The sequence below is a fragment of the Estrella lausannensis genome (assembly GCF_900000175.1).
Taxonomy (GTDB): domain Bacteria; phylum Chlamydiota; class Chlamydiia; order Chlamydiales; family Criblamydiaceae; genus Estrella; species Estrella lausannensis.
This window is the reverse complement of record NZ_CWGJ01000011.1, coordinates 376,382-401,343: the sequence shown is the minus strand read 5'-3', so window position 1 is coordinate 401,343 and position 24,962 is coordinate 376,382. Positions and strand designations below refer to the sequence as shown.

Sequence of the window (24,962 nt, the reverse complement as noted above, 5' to 3'; positions counted from 1 at the left end):
TGACCTACTGATTTTGTAAAATGGCTCTCGCGATCATGCGTGCTGTTCGCTCTCCCGATTCACAGGCGGACTCCATCGTGCCCGGGACATCCAGCAAGATCGAAGCGTGCTCGCCCGCGAAAAAGATCTTCTGCCCGATCGGGGCAAACAGTGTTTTCACAACCTCTCCCTGATGACTTTTCAGATCGGTGAAAAGCTCCTCTTGTCCCGGAGATATAAAAGAATAGGATCCTTTGGCATATCTGTCCAGGGGCCAGCTGAAGCCGACAGGGGTTGAGTAGCGGACAAAGGGCGTATCATCGGCAATGACAGGCTCTAAATAAGGCGGGCAGGCAAGAGCGCCCCATGTCTTTAGCATGGCGCGGTCCTGGCGGTATGTCGCCCCGATGGTTTCTCCGGTATAAGAGCTTGCCTCTCCTGTGTAGTAGAGGGTGAGCAGGGGATGGGACAAATCGAAAAAACAGAGAGCCCTGTCATTGATTAGGACATCGGGTAGATTGGGCACCTCGGAGCAGGGGACCACAATTTTTGAGTTGCCGCCATAGCGAATGCTCCTGATTGCGTCCAATGTGTCTTCTGGAATGGTCTCATCGCCAAAACTGATATCTTCATAGACGGAACATGGCATGGTCAGTGCGACCAAATCGGCTTTAAAGGAAGTTCCATCGGCAAATGAGAGTAAAATCGACCCTCCCTCCGATTTTTCGAGTGCGGTGAGAGGTTTGTTGAGGTGAACTCGGGGGCCGAGTTTGTTGGCCAGTTTCTCCGGAAGGGAGAAGGCGCCCCCTTCTATGCGGAGCAGGTGTATCTTTGTTTGCCCTTCTCCTTTTCCCGGATGTGCGGCGGATATACCTCCGAGAAGCATGTGCATCAGAGTCTCGGCGTAATAAGGAGAGAGGGCATGAACCGGAGCCCCTTCATAGGCGGCCATCCTGACGCTGATTGATTTGTAGAGGGGGTCTTCCTGATCGAGAATTCCCCGCAGTATATCCTCCAGGGTATGGGCTTCTTTCATCAAATCCCGCATGCGCACTTCAAGAGCTTGGGAAGTGAATTGCTTTTCGCTAAGCAGCCTTTGGACCTCAACAATCTTTTTTCCGTCAAAGTAGTAGTTGTTAATCACCGCATCCGTTGCGTTGAACTTCAGGTCAAGCTCGTCTGCCAGGGTGTGAATATGCGCTGCCTTGCCTCCATCGGATACGTTTTGACCCCCTAAATCGACCGGGACATCATTGATGAAGGCCGTGAGTACGCGGCCGCCGACTCGGTTTCTTGCTTCAAACAACTCGACGTCGAAGCCCTGTTCTGCCAAGCGGTAGGCTGTTGTCAGCCCGGAGAGGCCTCCGCCGACCACTGCCACTTTGATTCCTCTGGATCCCATAATACACTTTGGTAAGAATGCACCTAATGTGGAGGAAATCAGTATTCTTTGGAAAGTTCTAAGAGACTTTTAACAGATTGGGATTTCGAATAGGTAGAAGACGAAGTTTTATGATTTCAAATTTAACAGTTTTTTTCTAACCGTAATTTTTTGTTTTTCAATGTCTTCAATCCACGTTCCATCGTTATCAAATCCTATGATTTGAATGGACGGATTCAGTTGTGTCGCCAGAAGACATTTGTAGGAAATGATATTGGTTCTTGGATAGCTCGCGTGCAATTGTTGGATGTAGTTATGATTTGCACCGATATTACACACGATCAATTCCATTTCAGCCATTTCGCCGGCATTGATATCCTCGGTAATAACCTCGCAAAATTGATCTGCTTCCATCCCTCCTATAGTACCCTTTTCACCTTCTCCTTGAGCCACTATGAACATCTTAGTTAAGGAGGTAAAAGTAAAAGGTATATTTTCACGATCGCATTCAGCTAAATTCCTAATGATTCGTTGATCATTATTTTTTTTTGATAAGTCAGATATTTGTTTAAGGCAATCTTCGTCAAAGGAATAAATGTATCGTTCGTGAGGATGGTACTTATAGCTTAGTTTTCCCTGTTCATAGTTAGCTAGAATTTCATGAGATTGGTTGTCTTCGTTTAATTCATTGAATTTTGGATTGTAAATCTCACAAACCACTATACGATCAAAAATTTGTTGACAATCCTGATCTCTACTAACGCGAACAGGATTTCTGTAGAAATTGTTTTTCTGCCTCTTGGACACGGGGGTTGTATCAATGCCAACCTCATTTTCCATTTCTTGAATTTTTCTTTTGGGCAAAGAGGTCCATTCCAGTGATTGATATCCCGATTGGATCGCCGATCTTCCAATATTTGTAGCGGCACTAGTGTCGTTTGCAGTGTTTTTTTCAGCCGCTGACGCTTGCAGGTAGCTGGAATCGTGCGCTATTCCATGCACAAGATTAAAACTCATTAGAATCCTCGAAAAACAATAATTAAATGGTTTGTATTTAATAGCATAACCTATGATTTTTGTGAAGCGATTGATTTTCATGTGTTTAGGAGGTTTTGATGGTCGATTGATGGGGTGGTGGTTTCTTTTACTGTTTTGGGAGGCAATCTATTTTGAAGATTTTTTGTTGCGTATTCTTTTTTCTCTAATACACTCCTTTTCTTGGAGAGTAAATAATCCAATAGGGTACACTGCTACAATCGTAAAATTTAAATTGGGTGGTTTTAATATTTTAAATAGCGTCTAACCTATGCGGATTAATTATACCAAATAGGTCAGGCGTCCTGAGGCATCACTTGATGGGAGCTTCGTAAAAAACACCCTATCGGCAACTTTCCAGCCGGGGATCCCGCTTTCAAAGAACATTAAAAAATAAAAGGTTAGATATGAAAAAAATAGTCATGTTGATGGTGCTGTTCAGTATTTTGATTGCCTCTTTTGCCGGCGCAGAAGAGCAACCTACTCTCCCGCAAGTTGCGCAAGAGGAAGGACAAGATCTGCAGTTAGACCCTACCGTCATAGAAAATCATCAGGCGATGGTCAGAGCGTTTTCTCAAGAGAATACACTTAGCAAAAGAGATTTAACTCGCTCTGTCGAGTCCTTTCACATCACATATGAGACCTTAAGCAACGGCGTATTTTGCCATGTCGCCTGGTATGCCGATGGCTATATCATCACAGCGCTGAACGGCTACAGCAGCGGGAAACAGGTGATCGTAATCAATGGAGATACCGTCAGCATTTCCTACGTCATGGATACGATGAGCGACTCTTTCGTGCACTACCATACCTGGTGCACAGTCTACTCCTTCCCGAACAGACAGCTAGTGATAAACTTTTAAGCTTTTCAGGGGAGCGCTATGCAGCGCTCCTATTTGTTGAAGCCAATACCAAGCGTTTGTTATGCTATTCAAGATTTTTACAATCAACTTCTAGAGTGTATATGAATCTATTTCGGCCTCTTCTCTTAGCCACACTTCTTTTTACTTCGGCTTTCGCCTCCGAGCCCACTTACTATTTCAAGGTTGAAAAACACTTAGAAAAACACGATCGGAGCAGGGGACAGCGGTGCCTTCGAGAGTTTCTCGCAAGGGGCGGAAGCTTCCATAGTTATCCTTTCGATATTTCCTCTTTTACAATCAAAGAAGGGGACGCTGTCTATCCGATCTGCTCAGGAGGCTGGTGCCGTTCGCAAACGCTCCACGCTCTTCTAAAACCTCATTCGGACAGCCTTGTGCTCTTTCCGCCTCATGCCGCAAGACTCGGATGGGATCCCTACAATGGCCAAATCAACCGCTACCGCAATTATGAAGGTGAGAAAAAGCATGACGAATATGCGCTCTGCTTTAAGCGGGAAAAAGAACTGAGGATGGGCTTTGAGAACGATGCTGATTGGAAAGCTGTAGAAGCGGCACCTACAAAAGAGGGACTCGCATCGATCCGCGCTTACTATAATGAACACTATTTCGGCCCCGGAAGCTCATTTAAGGGGAAAAAAGGTAAAAGGCGCGTCTATATCACTTTTGCGTCAAATGCCCATGTTGTTCTTTTTAGACTGCTTGAGACTAATCACTCCCTTAAGGATGTGCATATTGTCGCTCTTGACCTGGAAGATCTTGTTTCGAGTCCTTTAAAAGAGTGGAATACAACGCCGCGCAGTAAAAAAGCGTATCAGGCATTCTACGACAGCTTAAGTAAAATCATCAAGGTAGGCACAGATGGGACTTCTCCCCAAAAATAGCGATGGGTGCCCTTACCTGATTTTGGCTCCCATGGAGGGTGTCGGAGACAGTTGGTTTCGTGTGGCGATGGCGACAATTGGCGGTTTCGATGAAGGGGTCCGGGATTTCCTGCGGGTGCCTTCCAATGCACATGTGCCAAGTCTTGCTGTGCGCTACTTGGCCAGCGAAATAGCGCCCATCCCTCTTGCTGCGCAGATCATGGGGTCCGATTTAGATCTCATGGCGGAGATGGCCAAGGCTATGGAAGCAAGAGGGGCGCCGCGCATCGATCTCAATTGCGGCTGCCCATCCAACACCGTGACCGGCCGCGGTGCCGGCTCCAGCCTGCTGAAAGATCCTGATTTTTTGCATGATGTCGCCTCAGCCCTTGTCAAAGCGGTTAAGATCCCGGTCACCGCCAAGCTGAGATCGGGCTTCGACGACACGTCGCTTTTCAAGGAGAATATGCTCGCTGCCGAGGCAAGCGGCATCGCCTATGTCACGTTGCATCCAAGGACCAAGGCCGAAGGGTATGGTCCCCCGGCTAATTGGGGCTTGATTCAAGAGGCGAAAAAACTGCTTAAAATTCCCGTCGTCGGCAACGGCGATATCCTGAATGTCGACGATGCACTGCGCATGCTGGATGAGACGGGCTGCGATGCGTTGATGATCGGGCGGGGAAGCGTGATCAACCCATTTATATTTCACGAAATTAAAGCCCGTTTTGCCGGGAGCGACTATCGCCCGCAGTGGGAACAGATGGTGCGGTTTTTTGACGTTTATGTCCGGCAGATGGAGGAGGGCGTCCCTGAGAGAACGAAGGTCAACAAAGTCAAGCAGTTGATGGGGTTTCTCTTCAAAAAAAATGAGAAGCTTCTCTCGATGCGGCAATCGATACTGACAGCCGATCAAAAAGAGGTGGGACAATTCCTTGAGTACGCCCTGCCGCGATTGGCAGAAGGGCTTGATCTTGCTTGATTAATCGATGTCTTTTGAGTGAATTTTGCGGAGGCGTTTTTTGGTCGACGTTTTCGATTTCATCTCCAAATTCTTAGCGCGGACAGAACGCGGCATTTTAGTGGGAACTCTGTAAGGCTTCCGGTAATTGCGCTTTTTGACTGCCTCCCGCAGTTTTTCGATGCAGATACGCTTATTTTTGTGCTGACTCCTTTCCTGTTGGCTGGTGACCACGATCCCGCTGGGCAGATGCTTTAACCTGACCGCGCTATCGGTGACGTTGACATGCTGACCGCCCTTCCCGCTGGAGCGGTAGGTGTAGACGACACACTCTTTAAGAAGATCGTCGTCATTATCCGGCAAATATATTTTGGTCATTAAACAGCGCCTTCGATAAGTTCCAGCTTCTTGAGCCGGGGGAGTTTTTTGATGGCACATTCACGCTTCAGGGCGGAGCTTTTGTCGGCGTGTTTTTCTTGAAACACCACTTTCTCGAAGGGGGAGGAGCGAAAAAAGCGGGCGCCGCCCTTTCCAGAGCTGTGCTCCTCCATCCTTTTTTCCAAATTGTTTGTGATGCCCGTGTAGAGCTTTGCATTCTTCGCACGTGCGATGTAGACGATCCAGCAATTCACAGAAACACCCTATTCAACGGCTTGACGATGAACCTCCAGACGATGGCATATATTAAAGGGCCACCGATCAATGGAACCCATTTTAAATGTTCGGCGTGCAGTTTTCCAGGGATTTGAGCCTCGAACACAGCAAAAAGAGCGACAATCAGCCCGAGCAGGGCTCCCGCAGCTGCGATTTGGGTGTTTTCGTCTTTGGGCAGGATTTTTTTAAGAGCAGCCAGGTAAAACACATTCCAGAGACCCCAAATCAGCGGAAGGAGATGAAGTAGGGGGATCTGCAGGAGGTGCTCGTTGCCCGAGCGAATGAGGAACAGGGTCGCAATCGGAAGCATAAGTGTCGGCACCACGGTGCCTGCGACGAAAGCTTTAAAATAATGCACAGAAATCCTCCTGCTAGTATACCGAAAGTATCTCTTCTGATTTAACCAATTACCGCATTTACAGATAGTGTTTCAAAATTGGTGATTTCGTGAATCGGGCTACCTATCTGCGGACAGGATCTAAAAAGGTAACGGATGGAATTCATTAAAGACTTAAGTTTCAATCAGCAGTTCATCAGAACGCTCGGACACGCAGCACGTGGCGGCGCAGATTTGGGTGAGTGTCTGGCACTGATACCCCGCATCATTCCGGGGAATTTCGAAAGTTGGCATGACGCCTTCCATCAACTCGGAAACCAATTGCGAGAAAATGCTGCGCAAGAATCCTCAAAACAGCACTTTTTCAGCGCTGGTAAGAAACTGCTGCGGGCTAGTAACTACTACCGGACAGCCTACTTCTTCTTAGAGGAAAACCCGGGCGACCCACGGATCAAAGAGAGACTGGAAGAGAGTAAAGAGAGCTTTGCCAAAGCCCTGGATTTTCTCGCCATACCTCATGTCATGATACAGATTCCCTTTGAAGGGAGCTCTCTGCCCGCGATTCTCTACCCCTCCGCAGTACCTGATGCGAAACTTTTGATCGATACGGGGGGAGGAGATAGCACGCTCGAAGAGCTCTATTTTCAGTCTGCGGTGGCTGCACGGGAGAGGGGGTATCACTGCCTGACGTTTGAAGGCCCCGGACAAGGCAGTGTGCTCCGCCTGGGTAAAACGCCGTTTCGCCCTGACTGGGAAGTCGTGATCAAAGCAGTGCTGGACTTTATCGACAAAACATACCCTGCCATGAAGAGTAGGGTGGCCTTGCGCGGAGATAGCTTTGGCGGCTATCTGGCGGTGAGAGCTGCCGCGTATGAAAAAAGAATCAAGGCCTGTGTTGTCAATCCGGGCATTTTTGGCGTCAGCAAAGGCCTTGAAAAGCTCCCCGGGGCCATGATGACTTCTCTACTGTTTGCCCTAAAGCCGGCTCTCCGTTTTAAAATCAAGAGCCGCTACATGCGCTTTGGCGTGAAAAACCTGCAGGAGATGAAAGAGCGCTGCAGGGAGTATACGCTAGAGGGAAAAATCAAAAATATCTCCTGCCCCACGCTCGTATTTGATAATGAAGAGGAACATCTGACGCAAGGGGAGGCGCTGAAACTTTATCAGACGTTAGAGTGCCCTAAAAAATACTATGTATTTAAAAAGGAGCAGCGATCGGGAGGACACTGCCAGCCTTTTCTTCCGCACGAAACCGAGGAGGTGCTCTTTGACTGGCTGGATGAAGTTCTGTCCATAACCTGAATTGGGGCTATCTGACAGCTTACATGCCAAATTTTGAGATACTTTAGGTATACTTCAATGTACCCCTTTAATTTACAAACGGATACAATATGCCGCTTTATTAAAGGAGTATCTCATGTGGAATCAAATTATCTTTTTATCGGTGGTTGCCTCCATTGGAGTTATCTCCGCCAGTATCTGCGCGCCGGCGCTTCCCTCTATCGCGGAGTATTTTGTCGCTGACTTGAGTACCGTGCAGTTTGCTATCAGCCTTTTTCTTGCCGGCAACGCCATAGGACAAATGGTGTCGGGCCCTCTTTCCGATTTTTTTGGCAAGCGGTCGGTGATGCTGTCGGGGCTTGTCGTTTTTGTGCTCGCCAGCCTCCTGTGCTCTTTTGCTGACAGCATGGGCATGCTGCTGCTGGGGCGGTTCTTTCAGGGTATGGGCACTGCGGCAGGACCTGTGCTCGCACGAGCGATTGCGACCAGCCAGTTCTCGGCTCACAAGTCGGCAGAGGTGATGTCCTACGGAGCATTTGGCGTCGGGCTTGCCTCCATGCTGGCGATTATCTTCAGCGGGCAAATTACGATGGTTTCGTGGAGAGGAAACTTTATCCTGGCAGCGTCTCTCGGCCTTCTTCTAATATTTTGGGCTATCCCTTCCCTTAAATCTGTAAACACTCCCTCTGCCGAGCGGCGCTCGTTCAAGAGCATACTGTCGTTTCTCAAAGACACTTTGCGCTCGCCCGTGTTTTTAGTGAACACCATCGCTCATTCGATTACCTACGGCCTGATGTACGGCTACATCACCATATTTCCCTTTATCATCAAGGATCTCTACCACGAGAACAACCCGAAACTGGTGGGCATCTTATCGGCCTGCATGATAGGAGTGTATCTTATCGGCGTCTTCGGGGCGGCAAAGATCGTGGCCAGAGTGGGCTTAAGGAAACTGGTGAAGGGTGCTGTTGCCTTGCAGCTGGTCTCAGGCGTTCTGCTCACTCTCTCTCAGGGCAGCGTCTCTTTTTTCACAGCTCTTATCCTATTTAACCTCAGCATAGGTGTGATTCTGCCCATGACGTCGGCCGCAGCGCTTGCGCCGCTCGCCAAGACCGCCGCAGGAACTGCCTCGTCCACTCTCGGGCTTACCTATCGCCTGATCGGCTCGCTGCTGACAAGCGCCATCTGTCTTCTGCCGGTGGGCCTCGGGGGATTCCTCGGGGGATCCATTGCTCTACTCTCGCTCTTTAGCCTGCTGGCGTTCAAACTGTTAGAGTCCTCTCCTCAAGAGGTCTTAATCAATAATTAATTTGAGGAATAGTGGTGGCGGAGGTATTGTAAGGATAGGGAGTAATCCATTGATCTGAGGAGCAGTACACCTATGCCGAGAGAGAGCAAGTATCGTGTGGATTTGAGCTGGCAAGGCGACACGACAAAGGACTACGACAGGTCTTTCAGCCTGACGGCACCGCTGAAGCAGGCAATACAGGGGTCTACCGACCCCGTCTTCAAAGGCGATGCCGCTAAGTGGAACCCTGAAGAGTTCCTGCTTGCCGCCGTATCCTCTTGCCACATGCTCTCCTACCTGCATCTCGCTGCAAAGGCGGGTATCTTAGTCACCGAATATACAGACAGCCCGACCGGTGTGCTGACTCTTGCTGAAGGCAAGGGGAAGATGACTAAGGTGACTTTAAACCCGGTCGTCAAGCTCACGGACATCAGCCGGTTGGAAGAGGCCAAAGAGCTGCATGGGAAGGCTCACGAGCAATGTTTCATCGCCAATTCGGTCAGTGTTCCAATTCAGATTAATCCCGATGTGATCGTGTCTATTAAAGCGCCTTAAATGGAGGTGTTTATGAATAAGATCGCAATGGTGGCAGCGTGCTTGCTCGCAGCAGGCACCCTAAGCGCAGTGGAAAGTAGCAACCATGCGCCGACGACGGAGATGTTCAGTAAGGAGTCTTTGAAGACATTCAAGGGAAGTGTCAAAGAGGTGCAGCGGGTAGAGCATGAAGGGATGGTAGGCGTTCATGTGGTGCTGGATGTCGAGGGTAAAGCAGTTGTTGTTTTACTGGGACCGGCCCCTTACCTCGAGGAGGTGAAGTTTGACCCGAAAGTCGGCGATGCTGTGGAGGTCACAGGGTTCACGATAGAGACAGGCAAGGAACAAGAGGTGATTGCCAAGTCAGTGAAGTTCGGCGATAAAGAATTTAAATTCCGAGACGATGGCGGCGTTCCGGAATGGAGTGGTTCCAAGATGAGAAGATGGTAAGCAAAGAGAGTTGGGCTGATATTGATTTTGAACGGTCCCTGCTGAGGCATCAGCGGGACCTGTCCATCTATCGGGTGTTGACTAGTAAGGAGAGACCGGCTTCCGGTGAAATACGGGAGCTGGTCTCTTTACTTAAGAGGCTTTTTACCGAAGAGAGAAAAGCTGCCGAGCCTATCCCCAAAAAAATTCATCAGATCTGGCTGGGTCACAACCCGCCTGAAGACTATAAAAAGTGGATGGAGTCGTGGAAACGCCTTCCCGGTTTTACCTATCACCTCTGGACCGATGCGGATATAGCCACTTTTCCCCTTCAAAACCGCGCCCTCTATGAAGCAGCCGACAATCCGGGCGCTAAATCCGACATTGCGCGCTATGAAATCCTCTACCGTGAGGGCGGGATTTACACCGATGCCGATACGGAATGTTTCCATCCCGACAAACTTACGGCACTCTGTGAGAACCTCTCTTTTTTCGCCGGCATCGAACCTTTGTGTCAGGCTCTCGGGATTTGGATAGGCAACAGCATCATAGGTGCGCAGCCTTTAAGTCCGATCATGAAAAGGGTCGTTGACGCATTACCTGCTGACTACCCAAAGCAAGCGAAATCTCCTGTCTACGTGACAGGGCCGGCGTATTTTTCGCATCAAATTAAAGCGATGCTAAGAGAGGGCGGGACGCCCGCCGGAACCGTGATTTTTCCGACCACGGTATTCTATCCCCACACAAAAAATGAAGTATTGACCGCCGCGAAAGAGCAAGGGGTGCTTCAGACACCACCTGAAACGATTTGTGCTCACTACTACGGCAAAAGTTGGCATAAAATGAGCATCAATACCCTCAAAAGGGCAAGCAACCCTTCCTATCCTTCATTTGAAAAAGCTCTCCAGCACTCGAAGAGGGAAAGGGAGGCTTATAAATTCCTGGCACATCCGCTGCACCGGGAAAAAGAGAAGCATGCAGAACGTCTGACTAAGCTTCAGGATCTTTACCATCGTCTGGGGAAGGCGCAAGCATCCTCCTCCATACCCAAGATCATCCACCAGATTGAATCGGTATCATTTACACCGTCGGCCCTTTCCTATATCGCATCCTGGATGGGGATGAAGGGATTCTCTTATCGTTTGTGGTCGAAAGAGGAGCTCTTTGCCGAGATTCCTGGTCTCCGGGATATCCCCAACGAGAAAAAGATGGACTTTGCCAAATTTAGTCTTCTTCTGCGCTACGGGGGGATCTATGCGGAAGCGAACCTCTTTTGCTACGATGAAGTTTTTTTTGACGAGATCACCAATCGGGTCGGTTTTTTTGCCGGGCTTGAACCTTTGGCCGAGGCAAAAGGACTAGTCATTTCTCCGCTTCTTATCGGAGCGGAATCGGGGCTTCCGCTCCTTGAGTTGGCTCTAAAGCGAATGAAGACAGAGGGTGTCACCGGATCTAAAGCTCTGTCTGAGGCCTTCTTTGACGAAAAGGACGCACGCTATGAGAGGGTGGTGTTCCCTCCGAGCTTTTTCTACCCTTTCGATCGAGTGGACTTGGAGCATCTGGCCCGGGCAAACAATACCCCTACTATTCCTCCCGAGTGCGCCGCTTTAAGAGCTTATTATCCTGCCTATAAAAAAAGGGTGATTCTCTAGATCACTTATCGGTATATTTTTCCTATATTATCTAAGGGAGCTGAATTGTGAGAGCGTTACTTATCTTTCTTTTGATCCCCCTCTATCTCTTCGCGTTTGAGATAAAACCTGTTCTACCCCTGCCAGTGCTGGGCTTTCAGCAGATTGCTTTTGATGACAGGTCCATTTCCGTTTGGTATCCGGTAGCCCCGGAGACAGAAGGAAAGGTTTCAGATGACCCTTGGGACCTTTTTAAAGTCGCTCCGGCCGCTAAACCCTCTCTGAAGCCCCCGCTTATTGTCGTTTCACATGGTTATATGGGCGATCCTCACAATCTCAACTGGTTGATCCGGGGGCTTGTCGATCAAGGGTTTGCCGTCGCTGCAGTCCGCCATCGCGATATGATTGACGGCAGACCGCATATGAACCATTGGATGCGTGCTGTCGATGTCAGCAAAATGTTAGACGCTCTTGAAAAATCGTCGCTAGCTTCTTCCATCGACTTTAAACGCATTGGATTTGCCGGATTTTCCCTGGGAGGCACAACCGGTATCTTCTTAGCGGGTGGTCGGGCCGAAAATTTAGAGAACCCCTTGCCGGGTAAAGAGTATTCTGCTCCTCGGGAGTTCTCGAGAGCTGATGAGGCATTGAAGACACTGAAGAAAGGGGAGATGCAAAAAGATTACCGCGAGCGGAGGATCCGCGCCTTTTTCCTGATGGCGCCGGCATGGTCTTGGATATTCAGCGATGAAAGCCTGGCGCAAGTCGATGTGCCCGTCTACCTGATTGCCGGGGCCGCTGACGAGATTTTGGTTACTGATACCAATGCCGGACGATTTGCCAGACAGATTCCTGGCGCATATTATCAGACGATACCAGGGAAAGTGGGTTATTTTGTCTTCATTACGTCGCTGAGCGACGTGAAAAAGCTGAAAGTAAACCAGCAGATAATTTCTGATCGAGTTTTTAAAGATGACCCCTCGATAGACCGCGACTGGATCCAAGCTAAGACGCTGACAGAAGCGGTGCGCTTCTTCAACGAGACATTTCGTTAAGGCTCTTTTTGGGGAGCGCTCCGCTTGTCTGAAGTGAGATGTCGATGCTGACAAGGAGGTGAGGGTTTTACGGATCTAGCACCGGACACGAGATAGTGTTAAAGGCTGACTTATTGATGGATTTCTTCAATCCGGAGGCTTACTCAAAGCTAAAACATCACCTTGTGGGACATTTTCGGCAATATCATCCCTCTCGTCATTATTTGACGGAGGCGAAACAGTATCAGAGATTGGGATTTGCCAGTTGACTGTAACAATATCTCTTCTGGCTGCGTAAACCTTGATTTCGGGGATATAGAAGATGTCGATGTCTATCGGAGACCACAAATAGACGTGGGAGAAGTAGTCTATTATCTTTTGAACGCCACGGCTTGATATAATTACGGAATACATACCAAAACGCTGCCGAATTTCCATTAAATCATCGTCAATAACAATTCTTTCGCGATAGTAATTTACAGGTTCCGCGGGTTGATCGGGTCGTACAAAGACGTCCCATGAAAGGATGGTCTCACCTTTGGAATTTTTCGTGTCAGGATCGGTAAAGAATAGATCCCATTCAGGATCTATCACACAAAGACGCATCAGCAACTCTTCTAGTACTTGAGGAGGTTCGTTAATTTTTATGTCGTCTTCCAACACCCAGATGTGACTGTATCCCTTTCTATAGGCATCGTAGACAATCGATAGATGACTGAGAAGACACCCGGTTTGGCCTCCATTCAAGTTGAGTGAGTATGGCCCAAACAGTTTCTGTTTTATGTCTTCTCTCAGTTTCCATCCATTAATTGCGCTGAATCTTAGCGCATGGAGATTATTCTGCCCCAATTCATCCTGAATTTTGTTCCACTTTTGCGGCCTTTCATCCAAGTTGATGACATAAATGCAGTCTATGAGCGGTAAACCGCTTTCGGGCGGATTTTCTGTGACTTTGGTCAAATGATTCAAAACAGGTGTTTGCTCAGAAAAGAAGTACCCTTGGATAGGGGACTTCCAGGCTAACAGAGCTACGACTAAAAATAACCTGAACATAATCTAATCTTGACGTGAAACTTTCATCCCCAGAAAGAGGAGTATCAGTGGAACAATCAGATCATCGACCCAGACAAATACACCGATGTTGTATGGATCGATATTGCCGAAAGCGAAGTACTGATGGATGTGAACGACCAAAGCGCCGATCAGGAAAACAGCGTTGCCGATGATGGTCGCATACCAAAACGGTCTTTTCATGAACGGTGCGATCACCCCGATGACCCCATAGGAGAGATTCGCGGCCGCAATTTCCGACTGGAATGGACTGCCCGTCGGCCAGCCGATCAATCTCGCGATCTCATCTGCCATGAAAGCGTGCCCATAGAAACCGAGCAAGCCCATGATCCCGATGTTAAAGAAGATAAGGTAGGCGAGGAGGATGGGAGTGAAGTTTTTAGTTGGATCCGCTCTTTTGGCAACAAACGCATGCAGGGAGGAAAGAACGACAGATGTTATCAGAAGATAGAGAGGAAGCATACGTTACTCCTTCATTCACGGCCAAGAAAACCACATAGCAGAAAAAATAAAAAGAAATTATTGGGTGGGCGCTACCGAGCTATCTGTGATTTTGCTTTGCCAGTCGTTTGTTATCAATGCGCGCCTCAAGCCATACTGTCTAATACCGGGTACGTAGTGCCTGTCCGTATCGAAGGTATCCCATAAATAGACGTGGCGGAAGTAATCCAGTGTTTTTTTAAGACCTTTTCTCGACATGATATAAGAGTGATTTCCCCATCTTTGGCCGATGGTGGTGAAAGAGCTTCCACGGCGCTCGCGTTTTAAAAATTCGCTTAGAGATTTCAGGTTTTGATCAGGCCGCGGACTGTAGTGGTAGGAAGGGTGTCTTTGGCCTGAGCTGCCTAGCATGTCGGGGTCTGTATAAAGCACATCCCAGTCGGGGTCGATTCGTGTTAGTTCGCAGATGAGGTCGGGAAGTTTTTTCTCATCTCCCTTGAACAGGAGATCATCCTCACAAACCCAGATAATCGAAAAGTCTCTGTCCACGGCATCTTGCATGACCGAAAGGTGGCTCAATAGGCAGCCAATCTTCCCCCCGGATAAGCGAACGGGATAGGGGCCGAACATCTCGATTTTGGCCTCTTCGGCAATGGCCCAGCCATCCACAGCACTGAAGCGATTGGTGGGAATACCTCTTTCTTCGAAGAGCTGTTTGACTCGCTCAAACTTTTCCGGCCGGTAATCCAAGTTGATGATATAGACGCAGTCTATTGGATCCAAACCACATGGAGTGATGAGCTCTGCGTGGGGCTTCACGTAATTCAAAGGAGGAGTGTTCTTTTTTTGGAGGTAGGCCTCTGAATTGGTGCGTAGCAAGATGCTGAAGAGCAGTATGATACCGTAGCAACATTTTTTCATAATAAACCGTTCAATGAACAAACTGGTGGATATGACATGTTGTCATGAAATTCATTTTTCGATAAGTGTTATTCAAACAATCGGATTGTAAGAAAATGAAGACTCTTCTACTGGATATCGGGGGCGTAGTCCTGACTAATGCCTGGGATACGGCACAGCGAAAAATTGCGGCGGATGCCTTCAAGCTGGACTGGGATCAGCTGGCTCTAAGGCATGATCTTTTCTACCCAGCGCATGAAGAGGGGAAAATAGGCCTTGATGCTTACCTGAACAGTGTGATTTTTCATACCGAGAGAACTTTTTCCAGGGAGGAGTTCGTAGATTTCATGCGCTCGCTTTCCCAGCCGCTCGAGGGCATGATCCCCCTGTTTACCGAAGTGAAAAAAACACGGAATGTCCGGATTGTTTTTCTCAGTAATGAGGGAAGGGATCTGGCGAACTATCGCCTTAGTCATTACAAGCTCACGGAGCTGGGCGATTTCTTTTTGATCTCAAGCTTTGTCGGAGTCAGAAAGCCGAACCCCGCGATCTATCAAATGGCCAAAGAGCTCACTCAAGTGCCGGCTGAAGACATGCTCTATATCGACGACAGAGAAAACCTGGTTAATGCGGCAACTCTCCTCGGCATTCCCTCCTACCGTCATGAGTCATTCGTGGAAACTAAAAAAAGACTCGATCAGTTTTTTGCATAATTAAAACCCCACTGCTGATTCACTTGCTAGCAATCCTCCCGAGATTTACAATCAAAAACGTTTATTTTCAGTTACATAGTAAAAAGCACGATCTAATTTGGAGATTCAGCATGTTAAAGTACCTGCTCTACACGTTTGTTTTTTTCTCCCTTCCTCTTGCTGCCGAAACGCGCGTGGTGGTTTTTTCCGGAAGCCTGCGAGCTGATTCATGGAATACCAAACTTGCGAAAGAGGCAGCCTACATCGCCTCCAAAAAGGGCGCGACAGTGACCTATTTTGACCTAAATCAATATCCGCTTCCTTTCTTCAATGAGGATATCGAGCGGACGACCGGGATGCCGGAGAACGCCAAGACCATCAGAAGGGCCATTCAAAATGCCCACGCGGTGATTATAGCCTCCCCAAACTATAACGGATCCATGTCGGGAGTTTTGAAAAATCTTCTGGACTGGATTTCGAGGTCTGAAGACGGCAAGGACTCCAGAAGCGTATTTAAGGGCAAGAAAGTGGCCCTTATGAGTGCTTCGACCGGTAAGAGCGGAGGATCCGGGGGACTTGCCCATTTACAATATGTCATTGAAAAAATGAACGGCTCAGTGATCGAGCGCAAAATCTCTGTCGGCAGAGCCGACTCTCAATTTGACGCGGACGGCCATTTAATCCCATCCGAGACCCGTAGCAATTTAGCTAAAGAGATCGAAGAGGCTATTCGCTAGCAAACAGCTTGTCATGGGCGAAAGAGTACCCTTTCGCCTTTAATTTTGAGCTGTCGACAGCCATGCCAATGCCATGAGCGCTAGGCAGCGCAGGATCCCATTTGGGCTGGGGAAGACTAAGCTCTATCGCCAGCTTTCCATATAGCTCCCGTCTTGTCGGATGGGCGTCCATCGTGAGGTTATACGCTCCGTAAACCCCATTTCTTAAGCAGAAGTCGATCGCCCCTATAATATCGTCAAGATGGGTATGATTGGTTTTTTCCTCTCCCGTGCCCGGCATCGGCCTCGTCAACAGGCGAGCAGCCCGGGAAGAGAGATCGCGGCCCGGACCAAAAATCCCCCCCAGCCTCAGAACCGTAACCCCCACTAAAGGGTTCTGAATTCCCAGATAGGTCTCCTCAGTTGCTGCGAGTATGCGCTGATTGTCTGTCTCCGGATGAAGAGGCAAGTCTTCGGTCACCGGAGAGATGTGCGGCTTTCCATACACGGAGATGGAGCTGGTATAGATCAGATGAAGGGGTCTTTTGCGGTGTTGCAGCAGATGAGCGATATCTTCTGCGCTCTTAAGATAGGTTTCAGAATAACCCGTTCCGTCCCTTGGGGCTAAAGTGATGACACAGGCATCGGCTCTTTCAAGCACGGAAGCTAGCTTTTCCGTCTCGGAGGTTTTCATGACAATTGCCTCGTCGGCCATTTGCGCCAAAGCACCCCTCTTTTCTTCCGAGGTAGTGGTAGCGATTAGGTGATACCCTTGCCCTTTCCATAAATTCAAAAGAGCCTGTCCGATATATCCTGAGCCGATCATGGCTATTGTTTTGTCGTCTAAGTCCACACCTGTCCCTTGTGTTTTACGAGCTGCTTTTTTTGATCTTTTGCTGAACCCACTCACTTACTATCTGGATCAGGTTCTCCCGGATTACTTTATAGTGCTCAGGATTTTTTGGAGGGTTGTCAAAGTCGAACGGGGCAGAGCCTGATAAAAGTTCTTCCTTAGAGCATCGATGAGCTAATTCACCTAAACCATCGAAACGAGGATCATAGTTATTGCGGATTAATAGAACTGGGGTTTCCAATCCCAGGCAAGGCATACTGGCGTGCAACCTGCCTGTAACAACACATTTAGCTTTCATGTAACGTTTGAGAAGAGTGTTTGCCAAAGACATCCTTTGTTCATTGGTCAGTTTCAGAAACATCTCATGGTGAATGGAGTGCGTTATCGGAATAACTTTCGCCTTAGTATGAGCGCGCAGGTAATCTAAACACTCTTTATCGAGGTCGACCGCATAGATGATATTCTCGCGTTCATTATAAATATTCTTCAAAGTGAGGGTAAGGCATCCAGAGAAATAGCTGGGGATACCTCGTTTCTGTAATTCATGGAGTGTGGGGTAGTCTCTTGCACCAACAGGTCCGTGGTTTTTCATATATTGCACAGCTTCTTCAGTGAATGCAAAAGGGATAAAGCCATCCGTAAGATGGATCGATATTAGCATTGGATCGATGAAGGGTGAGGGCGGCCACGATTTTAAGGGAGCTGCCACATCAGGCCTATACCAACAGAAATCTTTGGTATGCATGAACCACCCGTTGATGATAGCGTGGACAGGTTCGGGATAAGTAAACTCTCCGATAAATTCCCTGTCGATCGGAACGCTTTTGTCGGGTAAAAACTGTTTGGCAGCTAATGCTTGTATGTCATCTCCTATGTTTAAAGACGTATAGGATACATAACCAAATGCTGCTCCAAGAAAGTTTGTGTAAAATAAAGATATAGTGACGAGAATGGTAATGCTCTTAAGCTTTATTTCCTTAATCCGATTCATTTGACCTCACAAACATATTGCTAAAAATCTCTGGGACACAAACTCTCCCGATCGATTTCAGATCTTTTAGCAAAAACCCTCTTTTTAGGCTTTGGATTTACAACTTATTTTTGCCAAGGCGATGCGGTTCCAATCCAAAGTAAGTCACGTTTTTAACGTTCTCAGCAGTGTGAACAAACTATTTTTTGCTGTTCACATACTTTTTCAGCTCTTCAATCACTCCTAGGTATGGAGCTTCATTCTTGATCCAAAATGCTGTTCCCATTCCAATGGGAACATAGATCTCGATGTAGTTGGGTGGAACTACGATACGTCCATATCCATAAACATCATCTAAATGACGGATATCTTTCGGGGCAACGTCATGTGCGGCGATGATGGGAACGTGCTGAAATAGAGTTTGCACGAGATCCCCACGAATGCAGACGCCGCAATCTACAAAAGCCATGTCAATGTCGTAAAGAGCTGTTTGCTCCCTCACGAAATTGTCAAGGTCGCTGAGGAATGAGGGGTCGATGAGAGCGTAGCTTAAGCGGTGTACAGGCTGATAAGCGCAAGCTCTGTAGACACTGTCCATCCCTAAGTATTTATGGGTGGCCCAGCTGGTGTCGAGACCAGGACCTGCGAAGTAGGCGATGGGTGTCCACTCAGGATAATCTTGGTAAAGCTCTATACAATACTTCAGCCAGTCGGGTCCGCTACCCGGGGTTACGAATTCTACCGAAATGACATTCTCGCTGTTATCGATAAAATATTTGGTTGAAAATCCGCAGCCAAACTCGAGAAACGTTCTGACGTAGAATTTTTTAAACACTTGCTTGATGTGCGCGATATGCTCGGTGTAGCCGGAAGAGCTACCAGTTTCTAATAGAAATTCCTCTGTGATCTCTTCAGCACTGTTGATCCAAGTGGCCTCCGATACATTGGCCAAGAGTGCAAACAGGATCGATAACATTGTGAAACATGTAGTTTTCATTCGAATGCCCCAGTTCATTAACAGACTTTCTTTCTGTACAAAAATCGCTACATAAAATCTAGCGGATAGCTTCGATTCCGAGTAGTTGTTCGAAGAAATATCTTTTTGAGAAACGATCATTGCTAAAAACAGTTGTTTTAAGCATATCACCTTAATAATTATTTTTAACGATGAAGCAGGTCGTATGTTTGTGTCTTGGAGCCATTTTTCTTGCTCCCTTAAGAAGGCGCTGTCCAGCAGTTTTCTTCCCGCGTTAGTGATTTTTGTTTGTCCCGCAGCCTCGCACGCAACCGATAGCAGTACTGTCTATCAAGTGAACGAAAACTTTCGCCAAAATGCCAATGTCCAGGATCTGTCTTTATTCGAAGAGGCAAAAAAAGACAGGGAATTTTTCTGGTCAAAACAGGCTCATAACTTAGATTGGTTTCAACCATGGGATACGGTACTCGAATGGGATCCTCCCTATGCAAAATGGTTCTTAGGTGGAAAGTTAAATGCTTCATACAATTGCCTCGACAGGCACTTAAATGAATCGGCAAGCAAAATCGCCTTGCTTTGGGAAGGGGAGCGCGGTGAAGAGCGGTCAATCAGCTACGATCAGCTATTTAATGAAGTCTGCAAATTCAGCAATGTTTTGAAAAATCTCGGCGTCAAAAAAGGGGATAAGGTTGCCATCTACCTCCCCATGATTCCAGAAGCCGTTGTTGCGATGCTGAGCTGCTCTAGAATCGGCGCTGTACATACAGTTGTGTTCGCTGGTTTCTCCTCTGACTCTTTGAAAGACCGAATTATCGATGCAGGAGCTAAATTCTTAATCACTGCCGATGGGAGCTTTAGGAAAGGAAAAATAGTATCGCTTAAAGAAATGGCAGATCTTGCCCTTGCTTCACCCACACCTGTTGAAAAAGTGGTTGTAGTCAAACATACAGAGGTCCCTGTCCCCATGAACGAAGAGCGGGATTTTTGGTATGATACGCTGATGGCAGACGCTAAGGAGGAGTGTCCTCCCGAATCGATGGATGCAGAAGATGAACTCTTCATTCTTTACACCTCGGGTACCACCGGGAAACCAAAAGGAATCGTTCATTCGACCGGAGGTTATCTACTTGGCGCCACTATGTCTTTACGTTGGGTATTTGATATAAAGCCTGCAGATATCTATTGGTGCACCGCTGATGTGGGCTGGATCACCGGACATAGCTATGTTGTCTATGGACCACTTTCGAATGGTGCGACAGTGTTGCTCTATGAGGGGGCTCCCGATCATCCGGAACGCGACCGTTTTTGGAGATTGATTGAGAAGTATGGTGTCACCATTCTTTACACAGCACCAACTGCTATACGCACGTTCATGAAGTGGGGAGAACAGTGGGTTAAAGATCACGACCTCTCTTCTCTAAGGCTGCTTGGATCGGTAGGTGAGCCGATCAATCCTGAGGCATGGGAGTGGTACTACACTCACATAGGGCGTAAAAATTGTCCTGTTGTAGATACTTGGTGGCAAACAGAGACAGGAAGTATCATGATCGCCCCGATTCCGGCACTACACCCATTGAAGCCAGGAAGCGCAACGAAGCCGTTGCCTGGTGTGGATGTGGCGATCGTCGATGAAAAGGGCGACAGTCAAACATCTGGTTTTTTAGCGATCACTACACCTTGGCCATCGATGCTACGAGGCGTGCACAACGATCCGGTTCGCTACCAAAGCACCTACTGGAAAAAGTGGGACAAAGGCTATTACTTCACAGGTGATGGAGCAAGCATCGACAACGATGGATATGTTTGGCTCTCAGGTCGCATCGATGACGTGATCAATGTCTCAGGTCACCGTTTGGGAACTATGGAGTTAGAAAGCGCTCTGGTAGACCACAAAGCAGTAGCTGAAGCTGCTGTCATTGCTATCTCTCATGAAATTAAAGGGCAGGCGATAGTGGCTTTTGTCTCTGTTAAGGAAGATGTATTCAACCATCCGGGACTAGAGGATGAACTCAAACAGCACGTCGTGAAAAAAATCGGTGCTATCGCAAGACCGGAAAGAATCATATTTATATGCGAGCTACCCAAAACACGAAGTGGAAAAATCATGAGGCGTCTTCTGAGGGACGTAGCCGAGGGAAGGGTGATTGGTGACACAACGACCCTGTCCGATCCTTCTGTGATCGAAGAAATAAAATTGAAGTATCAAGAGGACTAGATTTAACAAAAATCGATAGCTGCTCAAACAAGCTATTTAACCGTAAGTAAAAGACTATATGCTGAGTTATGTGATTAATTTTCTATTGGTTGTCATGTGTCTGTTCCGGATGGAGATATCGTCAAAGGAACTAGATTATGAAGCGATGGATGAAAAGGAAATCGAAGCAGGAATTGATTTTGAATCAACCGAGCCACTTTTTATTTCTCTAGGCTCCATTTGTAGAACAGCTTCCTCTTTGAAGGAACAGGGTCTGAGAAAGGCCTCTTTTCCTTTTGACTGGTATTTGAGTGTCGATGGCGAAAAAATGATCGAAATCATTAAGGATGATTTTCGATATTTTTTTAATAGAAAATATTTAACTCCTTTTGTTACAGGAGTGCTGCTGAACACCTACTATCACTTTGAATTTAGCCATGAAGGAATTTGGGCGAATGGACTAGTAAACGATCAGTTCATCAAGTTTTATGAAAAATATTACAGAAGAATTGAGCGATTCAGGAAGCTTGGCCAATATCAGGGGAAGCTTTTTTTTGTAAGGAGCGCTTGGCCGCTCTCAACCCATCCTAATTATGCCTTTTCAGACCAAGGTAATTTGGATATTTCCCTAGAATATGCTGAGAGGCTTCATACAACATTACAAAGCCGATTCCCAAAATCTGATGTGTACTTGATCATTCAAAACGGCAGGGCTGGAGAGCAAGACGATGAAGTGGTGATGGTCGGAAAAATAGCAATGGTAAGAAAAACTCTTTGCAGCTATCAAAGTGTTGCTTCGATTTTAGCTGAATAGCAAACCACGAAATCGCTTGTAGTGATTCTATGGGCTTCAATTTTTAGTGGTTGTGATTACGATCTGAATACGTTTCAGTCGATGAAAGATATCAATCAAATTTCAATGATTCCGAGGAAAAGCATGAATATTTTAATGATCTTTTTTTGCTTGTTAATCTCACCCGCCATCGTTTGTGCGGATGTGATCGACTATTTAAAACCAGCTCCCAACAAAGAGGGGGTGCACAGCATCCGGAACATTGATTTTATCTACATGATCAACCTGGATCGCAGGCCTGAAAAATTTGCCCGATCGGCAGGACAGCTTAATACTTATGGAGTGTTTCCCTACCGTTTTTCTGCAGTCAACGGCTGGGAGTTAACTTATGAAACGTTAAATAAATTAGGGATCAAGTACGAACCGGGGATGAAGCAGGGAATCTGGGGGACTTGCTATTTTGCCGAAAATAACGGCACCCCTCACCACGAAGTCATGCACGTGCCGGGCAGAAACTATTTCAGCCATTGCATGTCGCGTGGAGCGATCGGGATCGTCCTGAGTCATTTGTCGATTCTTAAGGACGCTTTAGATTCCGGTTACGAAACCATTTGGGTCATGGAAGATGATGTGGAAGTTATTCAGAATCCCAACAAAATGTCCGATCTGATCGACAAGCTCGATGCACTGGTAGGCAATAAGAAGTGGGATATACTTTTCACAGACCAGGACACCAAAAACAAGCATGGCGATTATATTCCATGTCTCGGATATGCCTTAAGACCCAACTATGATCCGCAGAATCCTGAGCGTTTCGCCACGAGAGAAAATGTCAGCCATGAATTTAAAAAAATCGGCGCACGCTACGGTGCTTATTCCATGATCGTCAGAAGGTCCGGCATGCAAAAGATCTTATCTTTCATCAACACTTACAAGGTGTTCTTGCCCTATGATATGGAGTTCTATCTTCCCAAAAGCATTCGTATGTATGCGGTGAGGGAAGATGTCGTCTCTACTTTTATTGATGCGCAGTCAGACAACGGCGCTCCCAACTACAGTAAGAAGTAGGAAGGCGTGGAACATGTGATACCCCCATCGCATGTTCCACTTCGATAATAAGTGGGATCTCCGGGTTAATCCCTAAAATCTGACAGTACCTTTTTGATATTCAGGTGCTCAAATCCTGCACTACAACCACACCATTTCAAAATGATGCACGAAAATCCTTTAAGGGATTCCTGCTAAATGGTATTTGATTACTCACCATTTTTTTTAAACGCGTATGTGGGAGTAGTCTTTATGGATTTACATGGAGTGGAGTTTGCGATGCCGGCATCGCATTATGAACAGGTCGTCACGGAGAGGCATAATGCCCTTACCGGCTACAAGGTTAAATGGAAAGCCTTTCAGGCGATGGATGGACTCGAGGGGTGGTGCAGCAAGGAAAAAGCCTCCGTTTTGATCGATATGTGTCTTTTGCTGAAAGCAAAGACTGTCGTGGAAATCGGCGTTTACGGTGGAAAGTCCTTAGTTCCAATGGCATTTGCCTTAAGGGAGCTTGGCACCGGCGTTGTGATTGGGATCGATCCTTGGAGCAGTGCCGAGTCTGCAGTCGGCATGGACGGGGTGAACCACGACTTCTGGAGCAATCTCGACCATGAAAGAATTTATCAGGGGCTAATCGAGAAGATCAAAAAGTATGATTTAAACAACAACGTTATACTTCTGCGAGAAACATCCGAAGCGGCAATGCCCATTCCGGACATTGACATCTTGCATATCGACGGAAACCACTCGGAAGAGACATCCCTAATTGATGTCTACAAATGGGTGCCGTTTGTGAGAACGGGCGGATTGATCATTTTTGACGATGTGAACTGGGCGACAACTAATAAAGCGACAGCCTGGCTCGACGCGAACTGCATCAAATTCGCTGAATTCCACGGTGACAACATCTGGGGTATCTGGATTAAGCGCTAAATTTCTTAGGGCACCTCGAGAGATTTTCGAGGTGCCTTTTTTTACTTCACGCTCGACATGGACTGGAGGACTTTGTCTTTGTCCATCGTCACAACCCACACCTGGTGGTCATCTTTTCCAAGAGCCATGATGATTTTATTGCCTCGGATAGCAAATCCCCCGGGGAAGACCACTCTTTTCCCATAAGCAGTCGGTTTATAAAGGTCGGGATGGATCAGGGGGCTTTTATTCATCTTGGTGATGTGAAAGGGCGGGTCTTTGGAAAATGTGTAGGCGGCCATGAAGTAGTGATACATCAGTTTACCGTTGGAGTAGAGGCTTGGCATCTCTTTGGATGAGTGGAAAAATGCTAGATATTCTCCATCGACAAGTTCTGCGGGAGTGCCTCCGCGCATGGAGCCGAAAACCCACTTGATAGGGGCCTTTGTTTCATAAACGCTCTGGCACACTCCGGTGTTCATATTGACGAGCAGCACTTCGTGGGGATTCAGGGAGTACGACATGAGCAGGTTACCCTGATATTCAAAAGGCACCCAGTTCTTTTGCCAGAGGACATTGTCCCATTTACCCTGGTGGATGATCTTCAGAGGCTTTCCTAAGCAAAACCTACCTCCAGTGAAATCCACTTTGGCAATGTACATATCCCGGCGCTGATCGGCGCTTATTCCTAAGAATTCCATGTTGTCGTTGTAGATGACCCACAGAGATCCCTGAAACCGGAAGAGCCGGGCATCTTCAGCCTGCGAAGGGATGGGATGGGTTTTTGTTCGGGTAGGCAGCTTCTGTGGAAGGCTTTTCAACGTGAAGTCGTCATGGAGATAGACCATATAGATATCGGAGAAGGACGGATTCCCCAGCGGATCGGGCAGGTAACGAAACGAAAGCAGTAAACCTTGCTCGGTATCGATGAGCGAAGGATTGAACGCATCTTTGAATCCGGGTATGCGTATTTCCTTAGCATCGATAAAGATGCCGTCGGTAATGGCATCCCTCCTAAAAAAAGTCTCAGCGGGAGGATGGCTGGCCATATCGCAGCACGATATGCCGGTGAAAAAGCAGAAGATGGCTGTCAAAATGTGTTTCATGAGCGGCCT

Annotated in this window: 26 protein-coding genes and 1 pseudogene; 15 read left to right on the top strand and 12 right to left on the bottom strand. The window is 47.4% G+C overall.

Features of this window, described 5'->3' with window-relative positions; genetic code table 11:
- Window positions 1-4: 4 nt before the first annotated feature.
- Together ELAC_RS04745 and ELAC_RS04740 are read right to left on the bottom strand one after the other, a co-directional pair.
- Window positions 5-1,381 (bottom strand): flavin monoamine oxidase family protein, encoded by a 1,377-nt coding sequence (locus ELAC_RS04745; protein WP_098038128.1) that lies wholly within the window; start codon window positions 1,379-1,381, stop codon window positions 5-7.
- A gap of 108 nt (window positions 1,382-1,489) precedes the next feature.
- On the bottom strand, window positions 1,490-2,377 hold the full coding sequence (locus ELAC_RS04740) for a hypothetical protein (RefSeq protein ID WP_098038127.1): 888 nt from the start codon (window positions 2,375-2,377) through the stop codon (window positions 1,490-1,492).
- A gap of 425 nt (window positions 2,378-2,802) precedes the next feature.
- Between ELAC_RS04740 and ELAC_RS04735 the strand changes: the two genes are divergently transcribed.
- From ELAC_RS04735 to ELAC_RS04725, 3 genes are all read left to right on the top strand, one after another.
- Window positions 2,803-3,258: a hypothetical protein gene (locus ELAC_RS04735; protein WP_098038126.1), complete on the top strand. Its 456-nt coding sequence runs from the start codon at window positions 2,803-2,805 to the stop codon at window positions 3,256-3,258.
- Between the two features lie 101 nt (window positions 3,259-3,359).
- Window positions 3,360-4,157: a hypothetical protein gene (locus tag ELAC_RS04730; RefSeq protein ID WP_098038125.1), complete on the top strand. Its 798-nt coding sequence runs from the start codon at window positions 3,360-3,362 to the stop codon at window positions 4,155-4,157.
- Window positions 4,135-5,115: a tRNA dihydrouridine synthase gene (locus tag ELAC_RS04725; RefSeq protein ID WP_098038124.1), complete on the top strand. Its 981-nt coding sequence runs from the start codon at window positions 4,135-4,137 to the stop codon at window positions 5,113-5,115. The genes ELAC_RS04730 and ELAC_RS04725 overlap by 23 nt, the downstream gene beginning before the upstream one ends.
- Here ELAC_RS04725 and ELAC_RS04720 read toward each other — a convergent pair.
- From ELAC_RS04720 to ELAC_RS04710, 3 genes and pseudogenes are all read right to left on the bottom strand, one after another.
- A pseudogene (locus ELAC_RS04720) lies at window positions 5,116-5,487 on the bottom strand (peptide chain release factor-like protein); the annotation flags it as partial. It abuts the gene before it with no gap.
- Entirely contained in the window at window positions 5,472-5,726 is a 255-nt protein-coding gene (locus ELAC_RS04715; RefSeq protein WP_098038122.1) for a GIY-YIG nuclease family protein, read from the bottom strand. The pseudogene ELAC_RS04720 and the gene ELAC_RS04715, both read right to left, overlap by 16 nt.
- Window positions 5,723-6,106 (bottom strand): hypothetical protein, encoded by a 384-nt coding sequence (locus ELAC_RS04710; protein WP_098038121.1) that lies wholly within the window; start codon window positions 6,104-6,106, stop codon window positions 5,723-5,725. The genes ELAC_RS04715 and ELAC_RS04710 overlap by 4 nt, the downstream gene beginning before the upstream one ends.
- A 135-nt stretch (window positions 6,107-6,241) precedes the next feature.
- On the opposite strand from ELAC_RS04710, the gene ELAC_RS04705 reads away from it, so the two are divergent.
- The 6 genes from ELAC_RS04705 to ELAC_RS04680 all read left to right on the top strand — a co-directional run bounded on the left by ELAC_RS04705 (window position 6,242) and on the right by ELAC_RS04680 (window position 12,303).
- Window positions 6,242-7,387, top strand: coding sequence for an alpha/beta hydrolase family protein (locus tag ELAC_RS04705; protein ID WP_098038120.1), 1,146 nt, complete (start codon window positions 6,242-6,244; stop codon window positions 7,385-7,387).
- 115 nt (window positions 7,388-7,502) lie between these two features.
- Window positions 7,503-8,675 carry an MFS transporter gene (locus ELAC_RS04700; RefSeq protein WP_098038119.1) on the top strand — a complete coding sequence of 391 codons (1,173 nt, stop codon included), beginning with the start codon at window positions 7,503-7,505 and terminating at the stop codon, window positions 8,673-8,675.
- Between the two features lie 72 nt (window positions 8,676-8,747).
- Complete coding sequence (locus ELAC_RS04695) at window positions 8,748-9,209, top strand: OsmC family protein (protein WP_098038118.1); 462 nt, start codon at window positions 8,748-8,750, stop codon at window positions 9,207-9,209.
- Window positions 9,210-9,221: 12 nt separating this feature from the next.
- Entirely contained in the window at window positions 9,222-9,638 is a 417-nt protein-coding gene (locus ELAC_RS04690) for a MamS/MamX family magnetosome protein (RefSeq protein ID WP_143406441.1), read from the top strand.
- Entirely contained in the window at window positions 9,608-11,269 is a 1,662-nt protein-coding gene (locus ELAC_RS04685) for a glycosyltransferase (protein WP_098038116.1), read from the top strand. The genes ELAC_RS04690 and ELAC_RS04685 overlap by 31 nt, the downstream gene beginning before the upstream one ends.
- A 47-nt stretch (window positions 11,270-11,316) precedes the next feature.
- Window positions 11,317-12,303 carry an alpha/beta hydrolase family protein gene (locus ELAC_RS04680; protein ID WP_098038115.1) on the top strand — a complete coding sequence of 329 codons (987 nt, stop codon included), beginning with the start codon at window positions 11,317-11,319 and terminating at the stop codon, window positions 12,301-12,303.
- 126 nt (window positions 12,304-12,429) lie between these two features.
- Here the strand turns inward: ELAC_RS04680 and ELAC_RS04675 are convergent, their stop codons facing one another.
- From ELAC_RS04675 to ELAC_RS04665, 3 genes are read right to left on the bottom strand one after another with little or no spacing between them, the layout of a single operon-like run.
- Complete coding sequence (locus ELAC_RS04675) at window positions 12,430-13,335, bottom strand: glycosyltransferase family 25 protein (RefSeq protein ID WP_098038114.1); 906 nt, start codon at window positions 13,333-13,335, stop codon at window positions 12,430-12,432.
- A 3-nt stretch (window positions 13,336-13,338) separates the two neighbouring features.
- Entirely contained in the window at window positions 13,339-13,815 is a 477-nt protein-coding gene (locus ELAC_RS04670; protein WP_098038113.1) for a DUF6790 family protein, read from the bottom strand.
- A 57-nt stretch (window positions 13,816-13,872) separates the two neighbouring features.
- Complete coding sequence (locus ELAC_RS04665) at window positions 13,873-14,715, bottom strand: glycosyltransferase family 25 protein (protein ID WP_098038112.1); 843 nt, start codon at window positions 14,713-14,715, stop codon at window positions 13,873-13,875.
- Window positions 14,716-14,810: 95 nt separating this feature from the next.
- Between ELAC_RS04665 and ELAC_RS04660 the strand changes: the two genes are divergently transcribed.
- Both ELAC_RS04660 and ELAC_RS04655 read left to right on the top strand, forming a co-directional pair.
- Window positions 14,811-15,407, top strand: a complete 597-nt coding sequence (locus ELAC_RS04660; RefSeq protein ID WP_098038111.1) for an HAD-IA family hydrolase — start codon at window positions 14,811-14,813, stop codon at window positions 15,405-15,407.
- A 110-nt stretch (window positions 15,408-15,517) separates the two neighbouring features.
- Window positions 15,518-16,123, top strand: a complete 606-nt coding sequence (locus ELAC_RS04655) for an NADPH-dependent FMN reductase (RefSeq protein ID WP_098038110.1) — start codon at window positions 15,518-15,520, stop codon at window positions 16,121-16,123.
- Here the strand turns inward: ELAC_RS04655 and ELAC_RS04650 are convergent.
- The 3 genes from ELAC_RS04650 to ELAC_RS04640 all read right to left on the bottom strand — a co-directional run bounded on the left by ELAC_RS04650 (window position 16,113) and on the right by ELAC_RS04640 (window position 18,922).
- Window positions 16,113-16,955, bottom strand: coding sequence for an NAD-dependent epimerase/dehydratase family protein (locus ELAC_RS04650; protein WP_098038109.1), 843 nt, complete (start codon window positions 16,953-16,955; stop codon window positions 16,113-16,115). The genes ELAC_RS04655 and ELAC_RS04650 overlap by 11 nt on opposite strands.
- A gap of 16 nt (window positions 16,956-16,971) precedes the next feature.
- The gene (locus ELAC_RS04645) at window positions 16,972-17,946 is read right to left on the bottom strand and encodes a polysaccharide pyruvyl transferase family protein (protein WP_098038108.1); all 975 of its coding nucleotides are present in this window, start codon (window positions 17,944-17,946) and stop codon (window positions 16,972-16,974) included.
- 178 nt (window positions 17,947-18,124) lie between these two features.
- Window positions 18,125-18,922 carry a hypothetical protein gene (locus tag ELAC_RS04640; protein ID WP_143406439.1) on the bottom strand — a complete coding sequence of 266 codons (798 nt, stop codon included), beginning with the start codon at window positions 18,920-18,922 and terminating at the stop codon, window positions 18,125-18,127.
- 184 nt (window positions 18,923-19,106) lie between these two features.
- Between ELAC_RS04640 and acs the strand changes: the two genes are divergently transcribed.
- From acs to ELAC_RS04620, 4 genes are all read left to right on the top strand, one after another.
- Window positions 19,107-21,116, top strand: coding sequence for an acetate--CoA ligase (gene acs, locus ELAC_RS04635; RefSeq protein WP_098038106.1), 2,010 nt, complete (start codon window positions 19,107-19,109; stop codon window positions 21,114-21,116).
- A gap of 145 nt (window positions 21,117-21,261) precedes the next feature.
- Window positions 21,262-21,909, top strand: a complete 648-nt coding sequence (locus ELAC_RS04630; protein WP_158227807.1) for a DUF1796 family putative cysteine peptidase — start codon at window positions 21,262-21,264, stop codon at window positions 21,907-21,909.
- 123 nt (window positions 21,910-22,032) lie between these two features.
- Window positions 22,033-22,956 carry a glycosyltransferase family 25 protein gene (locus tag ELAC_RS04625; protein WP_158227806.1) on the top strand — a complete coding sequence of 308 codons (924 nt, stop codon included), beginning with the start codon at window positions 22,033-22,035 and terminating at the stop codon, window positions 22,954-22,956.
- A gap of 231 nt (window positions 22,957-23,187) precedes the next feature.
- Window positions 23,188-23,868, top strand: a complete 681-nt coding sequence (locus ELAC_RS04620) for a class I SAM-dependent methyltransferase (RefSeq protein WP_158227805.1) — start codon at window positions 23,188-23,190, stop codon at window positions 23,866-23,868.
- Window positions 23,869-23,909: 41 nt separating this feature from the next.
- On the opposite strand, the gene ELAC_RS04615 is transcribed toward ELAC_RS04620, so the two are convergent.
- Window positions 23,910-24,953, bottom strand: coding sequence for a glycoside hydrolase family 130 protein (locus ELAC_RS04615; protein WP_098038102.1), 1,044 nt, complete (start codon window positions 24,951-24,953; stop codon window positions 23,910-23,912).
- Window positions 24,954-24,962 lie beyond the last annotated feature (9 nt).